This is a genomic window from Brotaphodocola sp., from assembly GCF_983179755.1.
In genome coordinates, this window is sequence record NZ_CFAHBC010000024.1 from 11,375 (window position 1) to 33,969 (window position 22,595).

Here is a 22,595-nt window from a genome sequence, read left to right on the forward strand (position 1 = left end):
TTTTGCCATAAAATCCCACCCAAACGATTGACACAGCGCCCCTTTTTCCAAGATTATCCTCTCACCAACGTCAACGTTTCGCCTTCATAAAACAAACAAATAAACTTCAAAAACTTCAAAAGCCTCAAAAATCTTACATCACAAAGCGAGCAAAATAAATGAAACAAACGAATCGAACGAAACTCGCCCTTACAGAAGCAAACTCTCCAGCTTCTTCTTCATCAATTCTCTTCGTTTCTGCAAAAACTGCTCAAAATTCGGATAAGTATATGCCAGATCCGGGAGATAGTGAAGATTCCGGTAAGCAATCTTCTCGTCATCGGTCGGATAAGTCTCGGCAAACCACAGATCAAAATCCCTGTTCTGCTTCTCGATGTTCGGAATTGCAGGCAAAAGCTGAAGATTGCTCAAATCATTGACATGAGCGATGTACGCTTCCGTCTTCTGATCCGAAACACCGTTCTTCTCAAGCATCTTCTTCGTAAACTTGCTCTTCGGATACATGTGATCAATATGAAACTTGTTGTTGAAATCGAGCGATGGATACAGAAGCATCAGCACGTTAAGCGTCTCCGCCTTTCCGTACTGATGATCGAGAAGGCTCTCGATGTCGTCACTCGTGAAGACCATCGTCTTGCTCGTTCCACGCAGTTTGCTTATGATCTCATCGAGCGGAAATTCCTTTGTCCCGTTGTTCTTGATGATCTCACGCATCAAGCGAAGCAGATTGTCGGGCTGTCCGCTGAAAATCCGCTTAAACAGGGACATAATCAGCCACTTCTTAATCTTTGCACGGTTCCCCTTCTGAAGCGTGGAGACCTCAAAATTTTCCGGATTTCCGATTGTCATCAGATAATAAGCGATCGGAATCACTGCATTGTTTGATTTTAAACTCTCCCGCGAAAATCCAAAACTTGCGACAAGCACAAATGCCTGATACAGGGACTTCTTGATCTTCTGCCAGTTTGCCTCAATCTTCAGCATATTCGGCTTATTGAAATTGTCCACCTTGAATGCAATGTTTTTAAAATCGCTCAGGACAAGCGAAGCCTTCAAGACAAAATCCTTGTTTACGCGGAATCCTCCTCCAATCCCATTTAAGAGATCTACAAAGTCCGTGATCTCCTCCCTTGCGTCTAAACTCTCCCACTGTGCGGTGGCAATCGAGAGAAGCAGATCCGAATAGCTTAAAATCGTTCCCCCGCTGTTAACTCGGATGAAGATATTGAGCACCCGGTCAAGCTCCTCTGACTTGACTTTGTAATAGCTGATAATCGGCTGAACGTGGATCACCTTGTGCAACTGGGCGAGACAATCCATCGCAAAATCGCCCTGATCCTCGTCATATCGATCATCCTTATAAATCTGGCGATTGATGAATTTCGTGACATCCCCGATATTTTTCATATCAAGAATCTGCCCGACCTCAAACCAGTAGTGATCGTCGTCATTGACACTCTCCGTCTCCGTCAGAAAGGCAAACTCGTACCGGTCATTCTCCTCCTTCGCCGGTTCGACGAGATTTAAGTAGAGTTTTCTCTTGGGAAATGCCTCGTCATTCTTCCACTGCTTCCACGGCATCTTATACGCATAAGACCCCTTCAAGCCGATAAAAAGAGAACTCAACCTCTGCTGACCGTCGAGAACCGCAACCGCATTGTCACTTCCACTTAAGTTGATCTTTGTGTTATGCCGTGCCTTCTTCTCGTGATAATTTTGAAGAAAGCCGTAAAAATCGTACAACGTATTCTGACCGTCTGCAAGCTCCCAAAACAGAAATGCTCCAATCGGATATTCCTGCATCACCGAATCAAACAGTCTCTCAATCTGTGTCGTGCTCCAGACAAACTCCCTCTGAATCGACGGTAGAACATACCGATTCTCCGAAATATCTCCGATTACATCCGCAATTGTCAATGGTGATTCATATGCCATCTTCTTCTCCCTCCCCGTTTTTCCATTATTATTTTTTGTGTTATCTATCTTTTTCGTTCTCTACGTTTGTCGCTTGCTTCCCTCTCATTAAAAAATGGAGGATTCCGAAACAGAATTCCTCCATTTTCCATTCATGCTATCATCTACTTATTCAAGTCGACGCAAGCATCGACTTGGCGCGATTCTGTCAGGCTTCGCTGACATCTTCCTATCAGAATCACGGCTCACATTTCTATGGACTTTGGTTCTTTACTGCATCTTGAGCTTTGCAAATCACCCATCTTGCCTCTTACAGATAGCGTTTTGCAAACTCTCCGATCGAGCCATCCGCGGTTCCCTGCCCGACTGCGTTGAACTTCCACTCGCCGTTGTGGCGATATACCTCGCCAAACAACATTGCGGTCTGGTTGGAATAATTATCCGTCAGATTGTAAATGCACATCTCCTTGTTGTTTCTTGCGTCCACAAGGCGGATAAATGCATTTCGGATCATTCCAAAATGCTGATGACGCTTGTACGCCTCATAAATATTGACCGCAAGCACAATCCGGTCATACTGCGCCGGAACGCGATTCAAATCAATGACAATCTGCTCATCATCTCCCTCGCCCGCTCCGGTGAGGTTATCCCCCATATGCTGTACCGATCCGCTCATATGAGTCAGATTGTGGAAATAGACAATATCTTTATTGTCTACGAGCTTTCCATTCTGGAGCATCAGCGCAAACGCATCACAGTCGATCGCCTGCGGACTCGAGAGAAATGAAAAGAATCCTCCCGGCTGTTTCACCTCATCCCAGCCAAGTCCCACAATAATTTTTGATAATCCTGCATTTTCCTTTGACAGACTGACTTTCTGTCCCTTTTGAAGTTTTACAGACATCTCCTCTGTCACCTCCTAAACGATTGGAACAACTTTCCGTAATAAATAATTGACTTAAATCATTACTCTGCATCAATTCCATAATGTGCGCAGAGTGCGGCAAGACCACCTTGGAATCCACTTCCAATCGCATTGAACTTCCACTCGCCATTGTGCTTATAGAGTTCTCCGACTACCAGTGCTGTCTCGATCGAGAAATCTTCTCCGAGATCAAAGTGAACGATCTCCTCGCCGGTCGCCTCATCCACAATTCGACAATAGGAATTCGATACCTGACCGAAATTCTGGCGTCTCTTATCTGCATCATAAATCGTGACCGTGAACGCAATTCTCTCAATATTTGCAGGAACAAGGCTTAAATCTACCTCGATCTGCTCATCGTCGCCCTCGCCTGCTCCGGTACGGTTGTCTCCCATATGCGCCACAGCACCGCTCTGATGCTCCAAATTTCCATAGAAAATAAATTCCTGATCGGTCGGGCATTTTCCATTTGCTCCGGTGAGGAATGCAGACGCATCGAGATCAAAATCTGCTCCGGAGTCAAATGCATTGACATCCCATCCAAGTCCCACCATAATTTTTTTGAGTCCCGGATTCTCCTTTGTAAGGCTGACTTTCTGTCCTTTTGATAAATTGATAGGCATAATCGCTTCCTCCTTGTCATTTCTTTTTTATTTTTATGGGTGGTCAAAAAAACCATCCATTTTTATCTTTCCTGTACCACAGTCCACACACGAATTGTCTCGGTCATCCTACTTTTTCTCTCTTTACCTCTTGCTTGGCATATGATACTTCTGGTTGAACTCCTGCTTGATCGCCTCAAGACGCTTTGCATCCTCGACTCTCTGTCTGCGCGCATTGTCCTGAATTGCTCTCGTCTCATCAATTCCATTCACGATCGTTCTCCACGTCGTCTCAAGCGTCTCAATCTTGATTGAACTTCCCGATGCCAGTTTCGAGGTCAGCTTCGCCTGTTCCACCGTGTTTCGCGCATTCTTGACGAGAAGCTCATTCGTCTTTGCATCGAGTGCCGCCATCGATTCTGCCTGAATCTTCTGGCGTTTAAGCATCATCGCCTGTGCTAGTGACTGCTTAAAGACCGGAAGCGTGATGATAAATGCCGAATTGATCTTTCTGACAAGATTCATGTTGCTGAATTCCATCGTCTTCAGCATCGGAATCGACTGGATCGCAACGCTCTCCGCCGTTCTCAAATCCTGAGTTCTCTGCTCTAAAAGCATCAGACACTGATTTAAGTTTGTGAGTTCAAACTGAATCGACTGATCCCCGGTCGCCTCCATATCCGCCTGTCTCTGTGCGATATAGTTCTCGATCTCTCTGCATCCCTGCTCTCCGGCAAGAATATATTTGACAAGCTCATGATAGTAGTTGACATTCGCCTCAAAAATCTGGTCGAGCTTCCGGTTGGACTGCTTGATCTCCGACTCGTACTGTTTGAGCTGAACATAGATCTTGTCGACTTCCCCGCCCATCGTGTGATATTTGTCGAGAATCTGGTCGAGCTTCTTTCTCATATTTCCGAACAGTTTATCGAAAAATCCTTTGCTCTCCTTGATCTCCTCAATATCGAATTTGTCCATGATCTTTGCAAGTGCGCCGAGCATCTGACTCGACTCGTCGAGCTGTGCCAGATTCATGCTGTTTAACACGACATCCGACACCTTTGAGATCTCCTCCGCCGCATGCGCACCAAACGTGACGATAGTCTCCATATTGTCAATCTCAATCGTGCTAACAAGCGCATCGACCTCCGCAGAATTTGTCCATTCATGATTCATCTGCTGACGATCTGCCACAATATCATACTGCTGAACAACCAGTTCATCCTTCGGCTCCTCCTGTGGTTCCGGTGCCTTTGATGATTTGCTGAAATCAAGCCCCATATCGCTATATCCTCCTCTTAAAGTTAAAGATTTTCTCACACCACCCAGGGCGCTGTGTATGCAGGGGAAGCCGATCGAAATCGGGCACCTGCTGTTCATACCGGTATGTGCCAATCTGATGTTCCTCAAAGATTCTCTCACGGAAAAACCGCTCCACACACTGATATCCGGTCGGAACAAACATCAAAATATCAAACCCGACCAGATTCAGAAATGCCATCTGAATCGAATCCTCGAGAGACATCATCTCCTCCCCGGTTATAAGATAAATCAGCTTTGGATTCTTCTTGGTAAAATCAAATCTCTGGATCATTCGCAGCAGAGATTTATCCAGATTCAAAGCTGTCGACACAATCGTAAATTCCGTTCCATTTTCCCCGGTTCCGCGAATCGTCTTCCGGTCAATCAAGAGCTGAATCTTGTCAAGCAGGTAATCCTGCATCGGCTCCCGCAAAAATCCATACGGATAGGCGCGATGCTGTCGGATTTTTTCTCGCTGAAGACGACCGTTTCTGAAAAATTCCACGGCAAACGGCTTGATCGGATTCTCTGAGGCAGAAGTCAGGTTCGGAATTTTGCTGATCACCGTTACATTTTCTGTGTCTGCTGTGATCAGCTCCTTGATCGATTGCCAGTAGATCCCCATGATCCCATCTTTCACACCGGAAATCTTAGAGAAGATCACCGGTATATTGACGGTATCCGAAAATGTGCTGAAATTCGGGCGGTACTTCAACTCCTGATTCCACAGGATCGGAATCTCCTCATACATTGTCTGCAAGGTGATCGTATTCGCCTTCGCATACTGCTGTTCCCGGTAAATCCCGCTGTCCTGATACATCAGCGTGTCAAGCTCCCGCTCCGCATAGTAGGCAACCGTCCCGACTCTGAGTCCTGCGCTCGCCTCCGGATAGGACGAGAGCGAGAGCGAAAACGGATAATTCACCTCATACAGGGACGAATCTGTCAGAGCACAGGTCTCATTGAGATCCGGCTGAAAAATCACGACATCGACAGGAAGTCTCGCAATCAACCTGCAAAATATCGCCTCTTTCTCATTCTTACAACCACCAAGATAAAAGAAACCGGAAATCTCAGGCTTCTTCCATCTATGAAAGAGATCCCGCTGATAGCGCTTCAGCCAACAGATCAGGTAAACCGCCGTATTTATCAGTCGATTTAAGGAATTTGAATTTGGACTGTTTTCCCGTCGTCCTTCCTCCGCCATAACCTCCACAAAGGCTTTTCTCATCATCGGTTGAAGCTCAAAATTTTCTGAACAGACGAGATTTCGCGATAAATCTTCCAAAACCTGATTTAAATTCGGATAACTGTTTTTTCGCTTTACCTCTTGAGTCTCCTCGACTGTCGGCGGAGAAATCCGCTGATTGACAATTACAAGTCTTCGCCCGCTCCCTCGAATCGCCTGTCCGAGCTGATAGAGTTCATTTTCATAAGTAAGTTTGTCCGAAACGCCACGAATCCGGCAAAAACAATTATAAAAAAATCGTGTATCATTCCCACGCTCTCCCGCAGACTCTTTGATTTGCTCAATCAGATCGATTTTTGCGGAAAGCCAGACATTTGTCGCAGGAATCAGAGAGGACACTCCCGAAAATCCCCCGCCGTACAAGCGTTCTTGGCTCTGCTCAGTCTCGAGCTCCTCGCGAATCTGCTTTAAATCAAAGGAGTCCGGAAAATTCTGTGCCCCGCCCGCTCCAAATGCTGACACCGGTATCTCCTCCGAGATCTCCGATTGCGGGTCCACACTCCGGTAAGCGTCATCCCCGTGATACTCTAAGATCACCAGATCACAGCCAGCTTGCGTGAGTACCCGCATCAACAGCAGTTCGTAAATGCTGATCTCCCCCTCATAGAGAATCTTTGGAAGTTTCTCCTCTCCGAGATGGTTGACGATCCGCTCAAATCGGTAATAGAGCCAGCACATGAACTTGATATATGCATTTTTCAGCATATTGTCATTTTTCCCACTCTCACGCAGGTGAAGCAGTGTTGCATAGATCGCACCGGATACATTTGCCCTCTGCCTCTCATTCATCCGCGGAAGCCATTTTTTGAGTCTCTGCGAGAAAAAGTTCTGGTCAATCTCAAATGCGGTCCCCATCATCTCCTGATAATAATCGAGCTGGCGCTGATCGGGATTCTTTAATTTTCCCTCCACAATCACTCCGGACAGGCGCGCCGTCTCGTAATATTTTCGGATAAATGCATGAACCTGTGAATTATATTCATGGATTCGACAGGCGTAAATCCCCCTGCGATTCCGTTTTCCCAGTTCCAGGAAATAATCATCGGGATTTTGCAGTGAAACACGCTCTAGCATGATGACTCTCTCCTTTCCGGTCTACTTACTCATCAAAAAAAATCCAAACCAAGCCCCGACAACTCCACCGAGAATATGCGTAAAGTTAGAGATGTTGCTCGGCACGAAAATTCCTTCATAGATCTGCCCGCCCAGATAAAAGATTGCGACGAGAAGAAACGTCAGCGGTATGTAGTGTTCCCGGATACTCGTAAATGAGGAGAGCAGGATAAAGGCGGATACCACCCCGCTCGCCCCCAAAAGCTGAGTATGTGGAAACAGAAGGAAACTTGCAATTCCCGTCACAAACGCCGTGATCAATATGACAACCAATAGATTCAGAGAACCGTATTTTTCTTCCAACATTGGTCCGATAATCAGAAGAAGCGTCATATTTCCAAGCAGATGATCGAGACTGGCATGTCCAAAGACATGACCGATCAGCCGAACATAGGTAAACGGACTCGACAGCGAAGCTCGATATACGCTGAAAAACATGGTTGTAGTTCTTCCTCCACTGAGCCACCCCATCAGCCATGCGACCAGACAGATCAGCGCAAAGCAAAGCACAACCGGAGAATTAAAAGAAATGCTCCATCCTCTACTGTTTTTCAATCGTTTTCCCCCTCTCATCCGTCCTGGCGCCCTTTCTTTCCGACCTCCAACAGAATCTCCGTTATCTTTCCCATTGACAGACTGCGATTTTCTTTTTTGCATCCCCGCTCCTTCTATAATGAAACGAAAACTGGCGAAAGCATACGGACAGAACTCAATCTGTTCTCTCCAGACGCTTTCGCCAAACTCATCAAAATCTCCTGCGACTGAAGCCGGGAGAATCTCCGCTATCATCCAAAAACTGCTATAACTTCGTACATGAACTTAACCTCGTACTTAATTCCTACTTGATTTTCTACTTAACCTTCCACCTCACGTCCTACTTGTGTGCAGTCAGTAACTTTCTTACCGCATCGATCGGAATGACCATAAATGCCAGAACCAGGCAGATCAGCCAGGACTTCAGGCTCAGGCTCTCAACACTGAGCACCTCTCCGCCGAAGGTGACAAACACAAACTGCATCACAAAGATCGACAGCATAACGAGAAGGAAATTCTTATTTCTCATCAGGTTCTCAAACGGATTGATGTGAGCGGTTCTCGCATTGAATCCGTTGAATGTGATCGCCATCATAAACGTCGCAAACAGTGCCGATTTGAGGTAGGTCATATCGACATCTCCGAACAGGTTTCTGATCGGTGCAAAGAAGAGAATCGACAGACAGATAACGGTAATATAAAGTGCACTGATAATTACCTCAATCAGCATATCTTTCGTGACAATTCTCTCATTTCTCGGAACCGGTTTGTCTTTCATATACTCTCGAAGTGCCGGCTCACTTCCGAAGGCGATCGCCGCAAGCGTATCCATTGCAAGGTTGATCAACAGAAGCTGAATAACCGTCAAGATTACATTTTCACCCAAAATCGGTCCAATAAAGCAGGTCAGAACCGCCGACACATTTACCGTCAGCTGGAAGATCAGGAACTTGCGGATGCTCTTAAACATTGTACGTCCGTACAGGATTGCCTTCTCAATCGAGGAGAAGTTATCGTCGAGAATCGTGATGTCTCCCGCCTCCTTTGCAACCTCTGTACCGCTTCCCATTGCAAATCCAACATCCGCTTTTTTCAGAGCCGGGGAATCGTTGACACCGTCTCCGGTCATTCCGACTACCTCCTCGAGCTCCTGTGCCAGTCTCACGAGACGGCTCTTGTCCGTCGGAAGTGCTCTTGCGACAACTCTCAGATGCGGAAGAATCTTCTTCATCTCCTCGTCGCTCTTCTCTGCCATCTCCGCAGAAGTCAGAGCGACATCTTCCGGATTCACAAGCAGACCTGCCTCTTTTGCGATTGCGACAGCGGTCTCTTTTCGGTCACCGGTTACCATGACAACCTGAATTCCCGCATTCTGTACCTCATGGATCGCATCAGCTGCCTCCTTGCGGACGTTATCACGGATACTGATCACACACACGAGAGTCAGATCGCCCTCATCAGACTCGCCCTCTCTCTTTGCAACTGCAAGAAGTCTCATCGAGCGTCCTGCCTGTGCATCCATATGCGCGATCAGGTAATTCTTCTCAACAAGTTCTTTCGTCTCACCGTTCTCATCAATGTAATGCGTACATCTCTCAATGATTCGCTCCGGCGCACCCTTGATGTAAGTCATGCTCTTGCCATCGCGCTGAACGGTTACGCTGGAAAATTTCTTTGCGGAATCAAACGCGTTAAAGTTTCTCGCCTCTTCCTTCGCAATCGAATTTACAACCTTTGAGTCAATCAGGTATGCCATCAGTGCACGGTCGGTGCTGTTTCCACCGATGATCGAGCCATTTGAGGCAACTGCACTGTTGTTGATTCCGGTTCCGATGATCACATCCCCTGCAAGATTGGACGGCATCTTGGAAAGCTCCTTAAACGGAACAACATTTCCCGTCACAAGCTCTACAACAGACAGGCGACCCTCGGTGATCGTACCGGTCTTATCGCTGAAGAGAATGCTCAAACTTCCTGCGGTCTCAAGACCGTTGATTTTTCTGACGAGGACGTTGTCCTTTGCCATTCTAAGGCTCTGAAACGACAGCAGAATCGAGGTCAGCATCGGCAGACCCTCCGGCACTGCACAGACAATGACCGTGATTGCGACGGTGATCGCATCGAGAAGCAGGCGAATCCATCCATAAATTCCAGTCGGAAGCGCGCCCGTTATAAACGTCTTTGCAAGAATTCCTACAACAATTGCACCTGCGCCGATATAGCCAAACTTGGAAATCTGCTGAGCGAGAACGCCGAGCTTTACCTGAAGCGGAGTCTGTCTCGTCTCCTCCTGCACCTCAAGCGCAAGCTCTCCGAACAGCGTCTTGTCTCCGACTACCCTGATCTCCATATAGCCTTCTCCGCCACAAACGACGGTTCCGCGATATGCGTAATGCTTATTGAGCAAATCTTTCACGTCATACGAAGTCTTCTCATCCGGACACGGAATCTTCGTTGCCTCCTCAGTCTCACCGTTGAGTGCTGCCTGATCGACCTTGAGAACACCTTCCACGACAACTCCATCTGCCGAAATCTTGTCGCCCGCCTGAAGATACACGAGATCTCCAACCACAACCTCACTCACATGAATCTCGAGAAGTTTTCCGTCTCGAATGACTTTTGCGATCTCCTTTGCCTCTTCCTCTTCCTTGAGGGCAGACGCCTTGTTTTCCTGTTTGTTCTCACTGATCGATGCAACTCCATTTGCAATCACAATCGCAATCAGAATTCCTACCGGCTCAAACCATTCCGCCTGTCCGAGCAGAAAAAGTCCGATCTGAACAACCAGTGCGACCAGCAAAATCATAATCATCGGATCCTTGAAACCTTCAAGAATCTTTTTCCACAACGGGTCCGCCGGAATCTGCGTCAGCTCATTCGAGCCATGCTGTTTGCGACTCTCTTCTACCTGTTTTGATGACAGTCCCTGCAACTTCATTTTTTTCTCCTATTTTCTCCTATCTTTTCCCTAATCCGGAACCAAAGTCTGAATTAAATTCCAAATCGCATTCTGGATCAAATTTTGAATCAACTTCTGGGTCCATATTGAGAATTTTTTCGGCAATCTCGTCAAGAAATTGTCTAAACAATATTTTATAAAATATCTCGTTTTTTGTCAATATATGCTTGGTGTGAATACAAAAAACCTTTGCGCTTCCATTCCTATCCGTGTCCAGTAAGAAGATTTGTTTTCACAATCTCATCGAGCTGTCTCGCAATCCCTGAGAACTTTTGGTTCAAGTCCAGTGTCTTCACGCTGATCCGATTTCCACCGATCACAAACTCGCAGTCCGGCGTGATCTCCTCCTCCGTCTTCGCATACAAAAGAAGTCCCGATACCTTCCCGCTCCCCATGACATCCTGATTTTTTACATAGGTAAAGATCTGATAAAGGTTTCCAGAGTGAATCGTCTCCTTCTCATAATGGCTCTGCATCGTGTGACCGTAATATTTTGCGTCAATAATCAAAATCTCATCACCCAATCGCAAAAAAATATCCGTCTGCATCACCGGAAGGAAATGAATCATCCGAGACTGTGGTCTTTCCGTCAAATTCCACTTCACCTGCGCTGACCGCACCTCATTGAGTTCCGGGTGATGACACCTGATATACTCCAGAATAAACTTCTCGTAGAGCCGGTGCATCGATTCTTCCGAAAATGTCATCATCCGGTATCCACCTGCCTCCTCCGTCTGGATCATCCCCTCGTCAACGAAATAGCAGAGATTGAGAAGCATCTCATAATTCGCGTTTCCGCGCTCGTAGCGAAGCGACTCCCAGCAGATCTTGGAAACGTCCACCGAATCCACCTCATGAAAGAAGGAAATCAGTTTTTTGAGCCTTGCCCGCCTTGCCCTCTTCACCTGTGAATCCCGAATCAGAGTTTCCATCGTTGCCTTTAAAATCTGATTGAACAGGTTGTTTACCGACATCTCCTCACACTCGCACTGCATCTGTCGTTTTCTCTGAATCTGATTGCGGATGGTTCCTGCAATCAGCAACTTTCCGCGCACAGTCGACAAATCTTCCTCACGATTCACATACGTCCGATAAAGTCCCTGTTTTAACTGACGGGAAATTCCGCGAAACAAAATCTCCGCAAAGAGATCCGAGATCTCCTCAAACTCCTCCGCAACCACATCCTCATAAGAGTTCTGGCGTAGCACCTGAAATGCATACGCCAGCATGTAATAAACATTTTTGATGAAAATTCCTTTGTCCTTCATAAATCTTTACTTTAATAAGTCCATAAATCTTCGATAAATCCTACATAAATTGTCTATCAAATTTTTGTCGTCTATTCACGACCCGGTCTTCCCGATTTACTTTATTTTTCCCTATTTTTTCGTCTCCAACACGCCTTTCAGCCGCCTCTCCCATCCTGCCAGTCGTTCTCTCTCGTCAAACCAGTACTCGCGAAGCATCGGGAGAATGTCGTAATTCACAACCATCTTCATCCACTCCAATGTACAGGTTTCCCGATTCTGTCCGCAAAAATAACTGTGACCGATGCAAAATCCATCTCCAAGAGAGTCATCCTCCCGAATCTCCCGATTTAAGTCCACGATCTGTTCAATCAGCCGGTCAAACACTTCATTTTGCAGGAATTTCTGATAATTTTGAAAACCCTCAGATGAGAATCCAGGCTCCATCTCAAAGAAACTGAACCGCCTGCGCAGAGCATAGTCGATCATCGCAAGACTTCGATCCGCCGTGTTCATCATACCAATCAAATAGAGATTTTCCGGCACTGAAAACAGTGTCTGGCTGTACGCCAGCGTCGCCGGTGTTCTCCGATACTCCTTTTCAATCAGCATCAGAAGTTCACCAAAAATTCGACTCAAGTTTCCACGATTGATCTCATCAATCAGAAAGAAATATTCATGGTCAGGATCTTTCTCTGCCTGTTTGCAGGCGCGATAAAAGATTCCCTCTCTGAGCTTAAATCCCTCTCCGACCGGCTTGTAACCCATAATAAAATCTTCATACGAATAACTCTGGTGAAACTGGATCAGACGAATTCTTGACTCATCCTTTTTTCCCATCATCGCATACGCGAGGCGCCTTGCCGTAAACGTCTTTCCGACTCCCGGGGCTCCCTGCAAGATCAGATTCTTCTTATTTTTTAGCAGAGCCACAAGCGTGTTAAAATCCTCTTCCCCGATATAAACTTCGCTCAGAAAATCCTCTTTTGTATAAGGCGTATAAGATTCAAGTTCAGACTCCGATTCATATTGACATGGACCCTGATCACATGGAGAGGATTCACAATTCGATTCTCCATTGTTATTCCAACTCGCGATCGGTTCTCGACTTCTGTCCCGATATCGTGCTTCCCTCGACTCTCGATCTCTGTTGTGACCTCTATCTTGCCCTTTATCCCGATTTCTATCTCGATCGTGATCCTTCTTGCCCCGATTTCCATAAAAACGACTCACAAAAAATGCGAGATCAGTCGTCATCGTGATCTTCTCCGGATCGGGATAACAAGACTCATCTGACAAATCCCGAAACATCTGGTCTAGCTCCGAATCCCTGCGGATCACATCCCGAATCTCCTCATAAAGCTGGTACGTTCCTCTGACATTCAGAATTGCATCTCCGCGAATCGGCAAAAAATCCGACTTCACCGCCTGCGCGAGCGCAAGTGCATCCGAGTATTTATACACATAGTACTGATCCGGATTTTTCAGCCACAGATACGTTGTGATTGCATTTGCCATCTGATAGTGATGATTCCACGTTCCATCATCGTACTTCATCCGAAGCCAGTCCGCCGATGCCTGAAACTGACCAATCCTTAAAGCAAGATCCTCCGACTCATCAAACAGACTGCGAAACATACTCCGAACCGCCTCTGCGTCAGCACTCGCAAACTGACCAATCATCCTGCGCGGATAATTACTCCGGTTTGCAAGCAGATTTGCCGTCTTTTCTGTTGCCTTCATAAACATCTGCCGAAAATCATCCGCCTCAAAATCCCAGTATCTCTGAAAATGCAGGATTGCTCTCCATTTATAGCGTTCCCTGTTCCAGTGTTCCGGGAAATACTTCTTGTAGGCAGAAAGAATCTCTGCCAGATTTTCCGGATGAAACATCTCCTCATTCCGCCCTTCTCTATTTATTCTATCCTTTTCAATCCACTTTTCTCGGTTTGCACTTTTATTTTCTCATAATATTAAAAACTTTTAAAATATAAGTCCATATTTTTTTATTAAAAACTGGTCGACATCTACCTGATCACGCTCTTTCACATACTCAATTTCTGCCTTTGTAAAAACAGGTAAAGAAAATTTCTCTATATATTTTTTTTGATAACAGTAATATCCACCTTCTATGCTGTAACTGGTGTTTTGAACATAATAATCCATAATTGCTGAATTTAAAACTTTACTCAAAAAGCCAAGCTCATATTTATCATTTTCAAATACTGCATATCCATTGCAGAACAAAGTATCCTTATTTTCCACATAATAGAATTTCGGTTTTTGTGAAAATGTCGGAAACAACAATTTCTTTCCATATTTGTTTAATCCCTGTGTTCTTCCATATGCATACCAACCCTGTTTGTTTTTCTTTCCTTTATCTCGAGAATCTAGGATCTCCTTTTGTGTCAGTAAATACTTATACGTCCTAAAATAACGTTTTTTTAAAACATCTTCAGGTATAATTGTATATCCCTGATCTGCATGTACATATGGAAAAATAATATAACGCTGCGCTTTTAAAAGAGTCTCACATTTTTTTAATTCTGGAATTTTATAAATTGGTTTTATGAGTTCAGAATCTAACTCATACCGTTCTCCCCCTGCTGTCACAAAAAATCCATCTTGATCTTTCTGTGCAAAATAAACCTGATCTTTTAATGTTGCAATTCCTGTTCTAACAAAATCTTTAATTAAGGTACCCTGATTTTCAATTCTATGCAAATTTTCCCATGTTTGCCGATTTACCAACTTCCAGCCTTCTTGATCTAACTGGCAAATTGGCATTTTGCAAAATCTAATATCTTTAAGTTCTTTTTCAATACACTCTGCTCGATCCATAACCGCATACTCAAACTCTTCCTGTTTTTTTCTTGAAAGAAATAAAATGCAATTATAAGTACGAACTGGCTTAAATACCATATTTTCTCCAAAGTCTAGAATTCTTCTCAAGAAAGCATGTTCTTTCAAATATTTTCTTAACTCTAAAGCAGATTTAATTGTCAAGAAATTATTTGGAACAATAAATCCTAATCTTCCATCTTCTGAGAGTTGATCCATAGCATGTTCAATGAATGCATAAAAAATATTAAAAGTACCATTTACCGTCGTTTCAAAAGTATTTTTCAAAAATTCTATGGTATCTTTACTCAAATCGTGTGGATTCACATATGGAGGATTTCCAATCACATACGAAAAGCCAATTCTCTGATTTAAATGAAAAGTATCTTTCCATCTCTCTTTCAGACTATTTTTGCATACGATATGAGGAATTTCACTTATTTCCTCCCCATACTTTTTGGTCAAAAGTCTCATAACCAATTTGCATCTTCGCACATTATCCTTGTTGATATCTATTCCAAAAATATGATCCCTCAGCAACTTTTTAATGGAAATCTGAAACCTTTCATGAATATATTCGATTGCAGAAACTAAAAAAATTCCACAACCACAACCAGGATCTATAATCGTAATCGTATCATCCCACACCATCAAGTCAGAAAACAAATTTTGAACAATGTAATCTGCAATATATTTGGGAGTAAAAACAATTCCATTTTCCGTTGTCTCCTGATTTTCCAGCAAAAACTCAAATAGCTCTATCACCGATTCGATTGTTCCTGAAAAACCACTTGTTGACAACTCATATGCTACTTGTTCTGCTTTCTCAGAACCTATTAAAAAATTTTGTTCTGGATGTAATGCATATTCAAAAATTCCATTTTCAATTTCATCCATCTCAAATTTTTCTAATTTCTGTATAATAGAACGATAGTCTTTTATACGGTTACTCTTTTCCATTTAAGTTTCTTTCTCCAATTATCTTATCTTACACCAACAAATTTTGTATCTGGTAACGCTCTGAATAAATCTCCAGAATCTCTTTTACAAAATTTTGAAAGTTCAATTTCTCATACTCTATGTTAAAATCTTCTGAAATCAGTCCTGCTTCTTTCAACTGATTGCTATTCGAGAACAAAAGAGGCTGCTCTTTATCAAAATCAACAATCAATAGAGCACATCTTTCATAACTATAATCTGGACCTCCAATTTCTCTACGATTGATTCCACTGAAAAAGCTAATATATTTTTCAAGATCCGTCTGTTTCTTTTTAAATCCAACCACCTTCTGTTTTACCAATTGATCATCATATTCATGAGTTGGAATCAGATAAACTTCTCCTAAAACAATATTGGAATAACGCATATGAAGATTTTGCGCCTCTGCAAAAGTTCTCTCAAAAAGAGTGTCCGCATTCTTTGCTAGACTACTCATCTGACTTCTCACATTTACAATCAGTGTATTCTCTGAATATTCTTCCCCATAAAGATCCACTTTTCTCAAAAATGCCAATGGTCCCCAACTAATTAACGTTGGGATCGGTTCTATGTTAGAAGGAACAATGCAGATGTCCTGATCTTTTTGCTTTAAAAAACCTGCTATTTTTAATTCTGGTTTTGTTTCATAAAGATGAGGATAAATATTATCAGGGCATACTCCTGCTTCTATGAATTCCTGTTTTACACCGTCATGGATAAGATTAATCAGGCTAGAGGATCGAATCACTGATTCTTTTCCTCTAGCACCATCCTCAAGAATCGCTTCTTCTATTAGTTTCTTAAACTTATACAACTGTTTATCCATAAACATACGATCCGTCCCTCCCCTTTTTCTTATTGTACCTTAAGAAATTCTACTAATCGTGAACTCCCCCGACTTAAAGAAGTCGAAACTTCCTGATTAAAAATATCTTGCTAAGTGTTCCTAATTATATCATATTTTTATTTTTCGTCCAATAAACGAATGCAATTATACACAGAATAAGCTGTACGGTCGAGGATGCCGGTGTGCCAAGGCCAATCTCAAACAGCGTCGCTCCTGCCATCTTGCTCACTGCATAGGCAATCGGAATTCTCACTCCAAATGCGCCGATCAATCCCTGGATCATCACAAACAAGGTCTTCTCGCATCCGTTGAAATATCCGATGAAACAGAACAAAAACGGAGTCAGGAAACAGTCAATGCCGTATGCTTTTAAATAGCTATGAGAAGCGACAATCACATCCAGATCCTTTGAGAACAGACTACTCAGGATATCTCCATGAATGTACGCAAGGAATCCCATAAACGCACCTGCAAGGAATGCCGTAACCATTCCCGATTTCAGCGCCGATTTTGCGCGCTCCGGCTTTCCCGCTCCACGGTTCTGTGCCGTAAATGCCGACATCGACTGCATAAACGCCGAGGTGACAAGCATCATAAATACGCAAACTTTCTCTGCAACGCCAACTCCGGCAGATGCCGTCACACCAAAGGTATTGACGATCATCTGAAGAACCAGAAATGAGGTTCCCACCAGAAATTCCTGAAGAGCAACCGGTGTTCCAAGTCTCAGTTCTTTTCCGATCACCCTGCCGTGAAAACGCACATCCTCCCGCTTTAAAAAAAACGGAAGTTGCTTTCTTCTGACAATGCCAAAAGACACCAGCACACTCACTGCCTGGGCAAGCACCGTCGCAAGACCTGCTCCCAGCGCACCTAAATGGAAGTCTGCGACAAGAACAAGGTCCCCCACAATATTGACCACACACGCAATGCAGACTGTCACAAGCGGAGTCTGGGAATCTCCGATTCCTCGAAAGACCGCACTGAGCACGTTGTAAGCGACAATAAAAAGAGAACCTGCTCCGCAGATTCGGATATAAGTGGTCGTCTCCCGAAATGCCTCCTCCGGTGCATGGAGCATGATCGCAATCCGCTCTGCAAATGTCAACAACATTACAGTTAAAATCAGTCCAAAGACCAGAAACAGACAGATTCCGCTTCCGATCGCCTCCCCCGCCTCTCTTGGCTTTTTCTGTCCAATCTTCTCCCCAACGAGAATTGTGATTCCCATTGCAAGACCCGTAATCACATTTGTCACCGTCTGAAGCAGATTACTTCCAGATGCAACACCGGAGACATCCGCGGTTCCCGCAAACCGTCCGACTACCAGAAGATCGACACCTCCATAAAGTGCCTGCAAAAACAAGCTGAAAAAAATCGGGATTGCAAACATAATCAGACTCTTAAAGACGCTTCCCTCCGTCAGACTTCTCATTTTTTGTTTCATTTTCCTCTCTCCTCGTATCTGCCATTTTTCTTACTTTTTCTGTTTTTCTCGTCTTTTTCCCTACCTCTATCTCGAACAGCAACCTGCTTGTGATACCTCACCTATAGAGGAGGGGGACATCTACTCCTGCGCCGAGTGCGCATCCTATCATATAAATAAAAAAAGCTGGACAGGACGCAGATATTTCAATCTACCGCCTTATCCAGCTTATCATTTCTTCTGAATGATTCACCCTCCAAACGAGCACCTGTATTATAGCAAATTATAAAAAAATGTCAAGCTCCGATTAGCCTTGACGAATCCCCTGGAAATACGTTATGCTGAAGATGCACTCACGAGTTTACAGAAAGGATTTTTTATTTGCTATGAGTTCTTCAATCAACCAGCATTTCACTCCGTGGAAGCTCTTGCAGTTTGCCACTCCGTCAATCATCATGATGATGTTCATGTCACTCTACACGATTGTGGATGGAATTTTTATCTCCCGTTTTGTCGGAAGCAATGCACTTTCATCTTTAAATATCGTTTTTCCCGTCCTCAACGTCGTGATCGCGGTTGCGACAATGTTCGGAACGGGCGGAAATGCAATCATCAGCCGTTATCTCGGAGAACAGAAACCGCAGGAAGCCAGAGAATGCCTGACCCAGTTCGTCGTTGTCAGCCTGATTTTCAGCATCGTGATTCTGATCCTGACTCAGTTTTTCCTGACTCCGATCTCCCTGTTTTTAGGTTCCAATGAGGTGCTTCTTGACGACTGTCGAATCTATCTGTCGATCGCAGTCAGCTTTGCCCCGGCATGCACGCTCCAGTCCCTGTTTCAGTCCTATCTGGTGACTGCCGGTCATCCGGGATTCGGTCTGTTTCTGACAATCGGAGCCGGCATCCTAAATGCCGTCCTCGACTACGTTCTGATCGTCCTCTGCAATCTTGGAATCGGCGGTGCCGCACTTGCGACGGGAATCGGTCAGTCCGTCCCCGCGATCGCCGGAGTCTGTTTCTTTCTTTTTTCCAAGAGAGAGCTGCACTTTACCCGGTTTCATCTGCGTCCGAAGGAGCTTCTTCTTGCCTGCTACAACGGCTCTTCCGAGATGGTCACCCAGCTTTCTAATGCAGTCGTGACCTTTCTCTTCAACATTGTGCTGATGAATCTCGCAGGCGAGCACGGAGTCGCAGCGATCACAATCCTGCTCTACGGACAGTTTCTGTTCAATGCGTTCTATCTGGGATTTTCAATCGGCATCAGCCCGATTGTCGGCTTTCAGTATGGCGCACGTAACAAAAAGGAGCTTGAGAACGTTTATCGGATCTCCTTCGTCTTTGTCGGAGCTTCGTCGATCGTTCTTCTGTTTGTCGCGATCTCACTCTCACGCCCACTTGTGACCGTGTTTACACAGGACCCGAAGACACTCTCGCTTGCAGTGACCGGATTTCCGATTTTTGCGTTCAACTTCCTGTTCAGCGGACTCAACATCACATCATCCGGATTTTTCACGGCACTCTCAAACGGAAAGATCTCCGCGATCCTCTCATTCAGCCGGACCCTTGTTTTCACCGTGATCTCCCTGCTCGTGCTTCCGCCGATCCTCGGAATCAATGGTGCCTGGGTTGCAATTCCGACCGCTGAATTTTTCACACTTCTGCTGTCGATCGCAATGCACTTAAAATATTTCCTTCGTCCGGGTCCAAAAAACTATTTTTCTACGACATAATAAACACTTATTAAATTCAAGTCGACGCTCGCAGGGCGCAATCACGCCCTGCTCTTTACATTTCCGATCGCTCAATCGCCGCTGTTGCAATCTGCTCCGGTGTGATCGGAAGCTCATAGAAACGCTTTCCGACCGCCCGGCAGACTGCGTCTGCGATCGCCGGGAGAGGGGTATTGATCACAACCTCGCCGATCGACTTTGCTCCAAACGGTCCCTCACTCTCATAACTGCTCTCAAATGCAACCCGAATCCGTCCGATGTCAGCACGCGTCGGAATCTTGTACTGCATCAGAGAATTTTCCAGAACCTGTCCTCGCTTTGTATAAGTGATATTCTCCGTCAGCGCCATTCCGATTCCTTGAAGGATTCCGCCTTCTGCCTGCACTCTCGCAAGGTTCGGATTGATCGGCGTTCCACAGTCGACAACACCCACGTAGTCGATAACTTCGACCTCTCCGGTCTCAAGATCCACCTCGACCTCCGCCGCACCGACCATGAACGGTGGCGGGGAGAGCTTGGAACTGTTCGTCACCGTCGCCTCGAGTGCAATGTCATTTCCACACATCGAGTCAGTCGCAAGATCTACCAGAGAAACCTTGCGCACCGTATCTTCTGCATCTCTGACAGATTTTTCCTCTGTGTCCGCTGTTGTTTCTGCACCCTCGTCCTCATTCTCCACATAAACCCATTTTCCATCGAAGCTCACATCCTCGGGCGCACATCCAAGTTTCTTTGCTCCGAGTTTACAGATCTGATCGCGAATTTGCAGAGCGCACTTTTCGACTGCCTTTCCGGTTACATACGTTGTGCTTGATGCATAGGAGCCGGAATCATAAGGGGAGAAATCCGTGTCCGCTCCGCAGACTGTGATGTCATCGATCGGGCACTCAAGCACCTCCGCTGCAATCTGCGCAAGAATCGTATCGCACCCTGTTCCCATATCCGCCGCACCGATCGCAAGCGTGTAGAATCCATCGTCATTGACCTTGATTGTCGCACTTCCGACATCGACTGAACCGATTCCGGAGCCCTGCATCGCCATACCAATTCCAACAGCACGGACTTTTCCATTTCCCATATCGCGAACCATCTTTTTGTGATCCCAGTCCACCATCTCGCGGACTTTTTTCAGACAGCGGTCAAGCGCACAGCTTGTATTGACCTGACCGTAGTAGGCAGGCATCACATCGCCCTCTTTTACGATATTCTTCTCGCGGATCTCAAATGGGTCCATGTTGAGACGCTGTGCAAGCTCATTGACTGCCGACTCAACTGCAAAAAGTCCCTGCGTCGCTCCATATCCGCGGTAAGCGCCCGACGACATGCGGTTTGTATACACCACATCGTTGACAAATCGGAAGGCTTCCGCTTTTCCGTAAAGCGGGATCGATTTGTGGCCGGAAAGTCCAACGGTTGTCGGTCCATGCTCCCCGTAAGCGCCCGTGTTCGACAGTGTGTAGAGGTCAATTCCCCGCACAATTCCATCCTTCGTCGCCCCAAGGCGCACATGCATCTCCATCTCGTGACGCGGGGTCGATGCCGTCATACTCTCCTGGCGTGTGTAAATGATCTTCGACGGTTTCTTCGTCATCCAGGTCACAAATGCCGGATAAACCTCACAGACTGAGGTCTGTTTTGCCCCAAATCCACCTCCGATTCTCGGCTTGCTGACTCGAATCTTTGACTTGGGAATGTGGAGCGCATTTGCGAGAATGCGACGACAGTGGAAGACGATCTGTGTCGAGCTGAACACATTCAATCGCCCATAAGGGTCAATCGAACAATAGGTGCGAAACGTCTCCATCATCGTCTGCTGGCACGCTTTCGTGTGATAGACACGATCAATCACAATGTCACAATCTGCCAAAACCGCGTCAATATCACCGTCCGAAGATTCTGCATGGGCACAGAGATTGCGCTTGTTGTCCGCTCCGACCGGACAAAGACTCTCCCAATTTTCCTCCGGATGGACAAGGACCGGATTGTCCTTTGCAGTGTGAAAATCGAGAACCGGATCAAGCACCTCATACTTTACTTTTATCATCCGAAGTGCCTTGTCAACACACGCCTCATCCTTTCCGGCAACAATCGCAACGACATCCCCGATAAAGCGCACATGGCGATCAATGATCAGGCGATCATACGGGCTTGCCTCCGGGTAAGTCTGTCCCGCCTGTGTGTAACGTCTTCCATTCTGGTCAATATCCCTCCAAGTGTAAATCACTTCGATTCCCGGCACCCGCATTGCAGAAGTCGTGTTTACCTCCTGCACTATCGCATTGGCATACGGGGAGCGCAACAATTTGACTATCAGGCAGTTCTGAGGAGCCAGATCATCCATGTAGACCGGCTGTCCCGTCACAAGCTGCATCGCGTCTTTCTTTCGCACAGCATGATTTACAATAAGATTTCCTTCGCGTTTCATTTTTTCCTCTCCTCCTCTCCCTGCACAGGCTTTTTCTCCTGCTGTTTGTTCTTTTTCCAGTCCAGAAATGCGAGAATTCCACGAAGCTGTCCCTCATATCCGGAACAACGGCAAAGATTTCCGGCAAGGTACTCCTTGATCTCCTCCTCGCTCGGGAATTCGTTTTCCCGAAACAGTGCAAGCGCATTCATGATAAATCCCGGATTGCAAAATCCACACTGCTCGGCACCCTGATCGGCAATAAAAGCTCCAAACTCCGCTGCCTCCTCCTGAAGCCCCTCTAATGTTGTTACTGTTCTTCCATCCACGCGCACTGCCAGAACAGAGCAGGACAACACCGGTTTTTCATCCAGAAAGACCGTGCAGAGACCGCAATTTGAAGTCTCGCATCCTCTCTTTACACTGTAACAGCCCATCCTTCTGACCAGATCAATCAGAAGCATATCCGGCTCGATCTCCTCGCTCACCTTTCTTCCATTTAGTACAAATGTAATCTGCATCGA

General features: G+C 45.6%; 15 protein-coding genes. 1 reads left to right on the plus strand and 14 read right to left on the minus strand.

What is annotated here, in order from left to right; all coding sequences use genetic code 11:
* Positions 1-189: 189 nt before the first annotated feature.
* From AC4EVX_RS09435 to AC4EVX_RS09490, 12 genes are all read right to left on the minus strand, one after another.
* Entirely contained in the window at positions 190-1,935 is a 1,746-nt protein-coding gene (locus AC4EVX_RS09435; protein ID WP_490160078.1) for a DUF262 domain-containing protein, read from the minus strand.
* A 289-nt stretch (positions 1,936-2,224) separates the two neighbouring features.
* The gene (locus tag AC4EVX_RS09440) at positions 2,225-2,818 is read right to left on the minus strand and encodes a TerD family protein (protein WP_490160079.1); all 594 of its coding nucleotides are present in this window, start codon (positions 2,816-2,818) and stop codon (positions 2,225-2,227) included.
* Positions 2,819-2,880: 62 nt separating this feature from the next.
* A complete protein-coding gene (locus AC4EVX_RS09445; RefSeq protein WP_177976829.1) occupies positions 2,881-3,462 on the minus strand; it encodes a TerD family protein in 582 nt (193 codons plus the stop codon).
* Positions 3,463-3,585: 123 nt separating this feature from the next.
* Entirely contained in the window at positions 3,586-4,722 is a 1,137-nt protein-coding gene (locus AC4EVX_RS09450; protein WP_177976830.1) for a toxic anion resistance protein, read from the minus strand.
* Positions 4,723-4,726: 4 nt separating this feature from the next.
* Positions 4,727-7,066, minus strand: a complete 2,340-nt coding sequence (locus tag AC4EVX_RS09455) for a YceG family protein (RefSeq protein ID WP_490160080.1) — start codon at positions 7,064-7,066, stop codon at positions 4,727-4,729.
* Between the two features lie 21 nt (positions 7,067-7,087).
* Complete coding sequence (locus AC4EVX_RS09460) at positions 7,088-7,678, minus strand: rhomboid family intramembrane serine protease (protein WP_177976832.1); 591 nt, start codon at positions 7,676-7,678, stop codon at positions 7,088-7,090.
* 301 nt (positions 7,679-7,979) lie between these two features.
* On the minus strand, positions 7,980-10,577 hold the full coding sequence (locus tag AC4EVX_RS09465) for a calcium-translocating P-type ATPase, PMCA-type (protein ID WP_490160081.1): 2,598 nt from the start codon (positions 10,575-10,577) through the stop codon (positions 7,980-7,982).
* A gap of 224 nt (positions 10,578-10,801) precedes the next feature.
* On the minus strand, positions 10,802-11,866 hold the full coding sequence (mcrC, locus tag AC4EVX_RS09470; RefSeq protein ID WP_490160082.1) for a 5-methylcytosine-specific restriction endonuclease system specificity protein McrC: 1,065 nt from the start codon (positions 11,864-11,866) through the stop codon (positions 10,802-10,804).
* Between the two features lie 111 nt (positions 11,867-11,977).
* Complete coding sequence (locus tag AC4EVX_RS09475; protein WP_177976835.1) at positions 11,978-13,738, minus strand: AAA family ATPase; 1,761 nt, start codon at positions 13,736-13,738, stop codon at positions 11,978-11,980.
* 90 nt (positions 13,739-13,828) lie between these two features.
* Entirely contained in the window at positions 13,829-15,646 is a 1,818-nt protein-coding gene (locus AC4EVX_RS09480) for an Eco57I restriction-modification methylase domain-containing protein (RefSeq protein ID WP_177976836.1), read from the minus strand.
* Positions 15,647-15,674: 28 nt separating this feature from the next.
* Entirely contained in the window at positions 15,675-16,496 is an 822-nt protein-coding gene (locus tag AC4EVX_RS09485) for a restriction endonuclease (RefSeq protein WP_177976837.1), read from the minus strand.
* A 118-nt stretch (positions 16,497-16,614) separates the two neighbouring features.
* Positions 16,615-17,958: an MATE family efflux transporter gene (locus AC4EVX_RS09490; protein ID WP_490160083.1), complete on the minus strand. Its 1,344-nt coding sequence runs from the start codon at positions 17,956-17,958 to the stop codon at positions 16,615-16,617.
* 365 nt (positions 17,959-18,323) lie between these two features.
* On the opposite strand from AC4EVX_RS09490, the gene AC4EVX_RS09495 reads away from it, so the two are divergent.
* Positions 18,324-19,667: an MATE family efflux transporter gene (locus AC4EVX_RS09495; protein ID WP_177976839.1), complete on the plus strand. Its 1,344-nt coding sequence runs from the start codon at positions 18,324-18,326 to the stop codon at positions 19,665-19,667.
* Positions 19,668-19,722: 55 nt separating this feature from the next.
* On the opposite strand, the gene AC4EVX_RS09500 is transcribed toward AC4EVX_RS09495, so the two are convergent.
* Both AC4EVX_RS09500 and AC4EVX_RS09505 read right to left on the minus strand, forming a co-directional pair.
* Positions 19,723-22,092 (minus strand): xanthine dehydrogenase family protein molybdopterin-binding subunit, encoded by a 2,370-nt coding sequence (locus AC4EVX_RS09500; protein ID WP_490160084.1) that lies wholly within the window; start codon positions 22,090-22,092, stop codon positions 19,723-19,725.
* Positions 22,089-22,592 carry a 2Fe-2S iron-sulfur cluster-binding protein gene (locus AC4EVX_RS09505; protein WP_177976656.1) on the minus strand — a complete coding sequence of 168 codons (504 nt, stop codon included), beginning with the start codon at positions 22,590-22,592 and terminating at the stop codon, positions 22,089-22,091. The genes AC4EVX_RS09500 and AC4EVX_RS09505 overlap by 4 nt, the downstream gene beginning before the upstream one ends.
* Positions 22,593-22,595 lie beyond the last annotated feature (3 nt).

What these genes read in the sequence shown, in the direction of transcription:
- AC4EVX_RS09435 (WP_490160078.1), bottom strand. Translation starts at nt 1,935, where the DNA reads ATGGCATATGAATCACCATTGACAATTGCGGATGTAATCGGAGATATT.
- AC4EVX_RS09440 (WP_490160079.1), bottom strand. Translation starts at nt 2,818, where the DNA reads ATGTCTGTAAAACTTCAAAAGGGACAGAAAGTCAGTCTGTCAAAGGAA.
- AC4EVX_RS09445 (WP_177976829.1), bottom strand. Translation starts at nt 3,462, where the DNA reads ATGCCTATCAATTTATCAAAAGGACAGAAAGTCAGCCTTACAAAGGAG.
- AC4EVX_RS09450 (WP_177976830.1), bottom strand. Translation starts at nt 4,722, where the DNA reads ATGGGGCTTGATTTCAGCAAATCATCAAAGGCACCGGAACCACAGGAG.
- AC4EVX_RS09455 (WP_490160080.1), bottom strand. Translation starts at nt 7,066, where the DNA reads ATGCTAGAGCGTGTTTCACTGCAAAATCCCGATGATTATTTCCTGGAA.
- AC4EVX_RS09460 (WP_177976832.1), bottom strand. Translation starts at nt 7,678, where the DNA reads ATGAGAGGGGGAAAACGATTGAAAAACAGTAGAGGATGGAGCATTTCT.
- AC4EVX_RS09465 (WP_490160081.1), bottom strand. Translation starts at nt 10,577, where the DNA reads ATGAAGTTGCAGGGACTGTCATCAAAACAGGTAGAAGAGAGTCGCAAA.
- mcrC (WP_490160082.1), bottom strand. Translation starts at nt 11,866, where the DNA reads ATGAAGGACAAAGGAATTTTCATCAAAAATGTTTATTACATGCTGGCG.
- AC4EVX_RS09475 (WP_177976835.1), bottom strand. Translation starts at nt 13,738, where the DNA reads ATGTTTCATCCGGAAAATCTGGCAGAGATTCTTTCTGCCTACAAGAAG.
- AC4EVX_RS09480 (WP_177976836.1), bottom strand. Translation starts at nt 15,646, where the DNA reads ATGGAAAAGAGTAACCGTATAAAAGACTATCGTTCTATTATACAGAAA.
- AC4EVX_RS09485 (WP_177976837.1), bottom strand. Translation starts at nt 16,496, where the DNA reads ATGTTTATGGATAAACAGTTGTATAAGTTTAAGAAACTAATAGAAGAA.
- AC4EVX_RS09490 (WP_490160083.1), bottom strand. Translation starts at nt 17,958, where the DNA reads ATGAAACAAAAAATGAGAAGTCTGACGGAGGGAAGCGTCTTTAAGAGT.
- AC4EVX_RS09495 (WP_177976839.1), top strand. Translation starts at nt 18,324, where the DNA reads ATGAGTTCTTCAATCAACCAGCATTTCACTCCGTGGAAGCTCTTGCAG.
- AC4EVX_RS09500 (WP_490160084.1), bottom strand. Translation starts at nt 22,092, where the DNA reads ATGAAACGCGAAGGAAATCTTATTGTAAATCATGCTGTGCGAAAGAAA.
- AC4EVX_RS09505 (WP_177976656.1), bottom strand. Translation starts at nt 22,592, where the DNA reads ATGCAGATTACATTTGTACTAAATGGAAGAAAGGTGAGCGAGGAGATC.